At 69.6% G+C, this 3,226-nt stretch carries 2 protein-coding genes; both read right to left on the bottom strand.

Annotation, left to right across the window (positions count from 1 at the left end):
* Positions 1-215: Wzz/FepE/Etk N-terminal domain-containing protein (locus tag V5A20_RS13805; protein ID WP_332327621.1), on the bottom strand; the 215-nt coding region annotated here is incomplete at its 3' end.
* Positions 216-249: 34 nt separating this feature from the next.
* Positions 250-3,060 (bottom strand): SLBB domain-containing protein, encoded by a 2,811-nt coding sequence (locus V5A20_RS13800; protein ID WP_332327620.1) that lies wholly within the window; start codon positions 3,058-3,060, stop codon positions 250-252.
* Positions 3,061-3,226: the final 166 nt, after the last annotated feature.

Below are 3,226 nucleotides of genomic sequence, written 5' to 3'. Positions count from 1 at the left end.
TCCCGAACGACCTTCGCAGTTGCGGTGTACTCCGGCGAGACAAGCGCCGCGTAAAGGACGCCGGCAAGCCCGAACCCCAGCACCCAGAGCACGATCAGCCCCCGGCCTCGGCTCAGCGTGAGGAGCAGGTCAATGAGATACACCCGATCTCCCCGCGGCAACCGCCCGTCTGCAGGGGGCTCTCGTTCCGACATTGAACCGTTCGGGTCGGTCATTCAAATCAGCCCATCGATGCAGTTGAAACGCCCGTCAGTCAAACGCCCGGGTGGCCAGCACGATGATGGTGAGCGCGCTGGAGAGGATGCCCGTCACGTCCCGGACGGCCTTTCCAATGTCCAGGCCCTCTTCGTCGGGCGGGGGCGGGGATTCCTTGGTCACCCGGATCACCGCCCCGTCCGTCACCTCGGGCGTGCGGGAAAACCACCCGGACTCGACCTTCCGGGTTTCGCCGGTGGCCTGGGTCAGGTACACGTTTTTCGTGCTGTCGCGGACGCCCCCGGCCCGCTCCAGGTAGTACGCCACGTCCTCGCCGTCCTGGTGCTTGATCCGCCCCTCCTGGGCCACGTTCCCGCGCACGGAGACGCTGTTTGGGGTCGTGGGAATCACAACCTCGTCGCCGCCGCGGAGGGTCAGGTCCTCGGCGTCGCGAAGGACGTTTGCAAGGTCAAGGATAAAGCGCTCCCCGTCTCGCGTCAGCTGGCCGCCGCCCGGGTAGCCGACTTCCGTGACGCCGCCGGCCCGGTCGAGGAGGGAGGAGAGCGACTCCCCGTCGTCCCGCAGCGCGTAGTCGCCCGGGAAGCGCACCTCGCCCCGCAGCGTGACGAACGTGCGCTCGCTGTAGTCCGGATTTGTGCGCACGAGGATCCGGTCGCGGTGCTGCACCGGGACCTCGGCGGCGGCCTGCAGGGCCTGGGTCGTGTCGTCCGCCGCGAACCGCACGTCGGCGGGGGCGTCCGGGCCCTGCAGGGGCACCCGGATCGTGCGCATGCCGTCGTCCTCCGTCTTGGGCCGAGCGATCTGGATCTCCTTCAGGTATACGTCCTCTGCGAAGCCGTTGGCCTTCAAAATGACGTCCTTCACCGTCAGGTTCTCCTGATGGTCGTACCGCCCCGGCTCCTTGACGGCCCCGCTGATCTCGACGAAGGGGTCGGGGTTGACCTCCGCCTCCAGGGGGTAGACGCGAATCTCGTCGCCGGGCTGGAGAGGGGTGTCGGCCCGGCCGCTGCCGTTCAGGGCGCGGGCGAGGTTGAATGGGATGAGGCGCTCGGACCGCCCGTCGCTGCTCTCGCGGTACAGGTCCGCCCGGGAGCGGAGGACGGTCTTGAGGTAGGTGCTGTCCGCCAGGCCGCCGCCCCGCAGCAGCAAGTCCTGGACGGTCATGTTGCTCCGGTACGGGTACGTGCCGGGGGTGCGCACCTGACCGGTGATGCGGACCGAGCGGGCGTCCTCTAGGGTTTGAACGGAGGCGATGCGGAGGCTGTCGCCCGGGACGAGGGGCACGTTGGCCTGGGGCACACCGGCCAGGGCACTGTCCACATTGATGGAGCGGACGCCCTCGTCGAGGTCCTCGTCGAAGCGGATGAGGGTGGCCTGCTGCCGGTAGGCGTCGTCGGTGAGGCCGTTGGCCTGGCGAATGAGATCGCGCACTGTGCGCAGGCTGTCGCCGAGCGCGTACGTGCCGGGCTGGAACACGGCGCCGCTGATGCGGGCCGAGGCGACGGCGCTGGCCGCGGCGGGGTCGGTCCGCTCCGGCACGGCCCGGATGCGCACGCGGTCGGCGTCGGAGAGGGGAACGGTCTCGTCCCCGGACAGGACGGCGTTCAGGTCGTAGTTGAGGTCCTTGCGGGGAACGGAGGCGCGGGGGTCCGTGCGGGCGTCAGGGGGGGTGAGCCGGCGGACTTCAAAGTCGGCCCCGTAGGCGTCCGGCGCCACGCCCCCGGCGTAGTCGATCAAGTCGCGGACGGTCTCGCCCGGTGTCATCTCGTAATAGGCCGGTCGTTCGACGGCCCCCGTGATGGCGACCGTCTTCCCGCGGACGGGCACCCGGATGTAGTCGCCGCTCTGAAGGTTTACGGGCGCCGGCGTGCCGCTGTCGGCCAGGTAGTCGTACAGGTCGACGGTGTCGGCCACGGAGCCGTCGCGAATCACCTGAATCCGGCGCAGGCTGCCGCGCCGCAGGGGGCCGCCCACGCTGTAAAGGGCATTGAATGCGTTCGCCGTGGCGCTCACCGTATAGCCGCCGGGCTGGGCCACCTCCCCGAGCACGAAGATTTTGAGGGGGCGAAGGCGGGCGAGCGACAGGTCCATAAAGACCGTCTGTGGGTCCTCCGTGAGGCCGGCGTGCTGCTGGGCGAGCCACTGCTTCATGTCCGCCCGGAGTGCGTCGAGCTGTGTGCCCGCCACGGTGAACTGGCCGTGGTCGGGGACGAAGACACGTCCCTGGCGGTCGACGGTCAGGTCGTACTGAAACTCGGGGGCCCCCCACACCACGAGGCGCAGCTCGTCGCCCGGGCCGACGACGTAGCTGTCGTCCACAGGGCCGGTCGGGTCGGGCGCGAAGGCATCGGGAACGCGGTCGAACGTGTCGTAGCCGAAATACGCAAGCCCAGCGTTCTCGCCGGGGCCCTCTGCCGTATCCGGCCGGGCCGGGGCGGGCGAAGGGCGGGTCGTGTCGGGCGGCGCCACGCCGGTTTCGGCCACGGCGGCAGGGGGAAGGGCCTGGGCGGAGGAGTCCGTGTCCGAGCCCTGCTGTACCGCCCGGAGAAGGGCATTCACCCGGGCCGTGGGGAGGCCGCGTTGCCGGGCCTGGGCGGCGGCGCGCTCCGGATTGGACAGGTCAAGCCCCAACTGCTGCGCCCGGCGCCGCGCCTGCTCGGGGGTCAGGTTGCGGGCGTCCAGCTCCCCCCGCACGGAATCCGGGAGGTCTGCGTCCGGCTGCTGGGCGAGCACGGCCATTTCCCCCGCGCCACTCAGGAGGAAGAGAAGAACCAGTCCTCCCGCCTTGAAGAATGAACCCCAGGGGGCGGCAAGAGACACGACGTCGGCGAAACGATCAATCACGAGGGGCAATGCTTGGAGACAACGGTGGATACGCAGCGCGCAGCGCCGAGGTGCAGAGTGGGACCCTGCACACCCTTGTCCGAATGCAGGGCGAGCGGACGCCGGGTGAATAAAACCAATGCCCGAACAATTACGGTCACCATTGGCGGGCCTCTCCACCAAGCGG

Origin of the sequence: Salinibacter sp. (assembly GCF_036626415.1) — a bacterium.
Lineage (GTDB): Bacteria > Bacteroidota > Rhodothermia > Rhodothermales > Salinibacteraceae > Salinibacter.
This window is presented reverse-complemented; position numbering and strand designations above follow the sequence as displayed.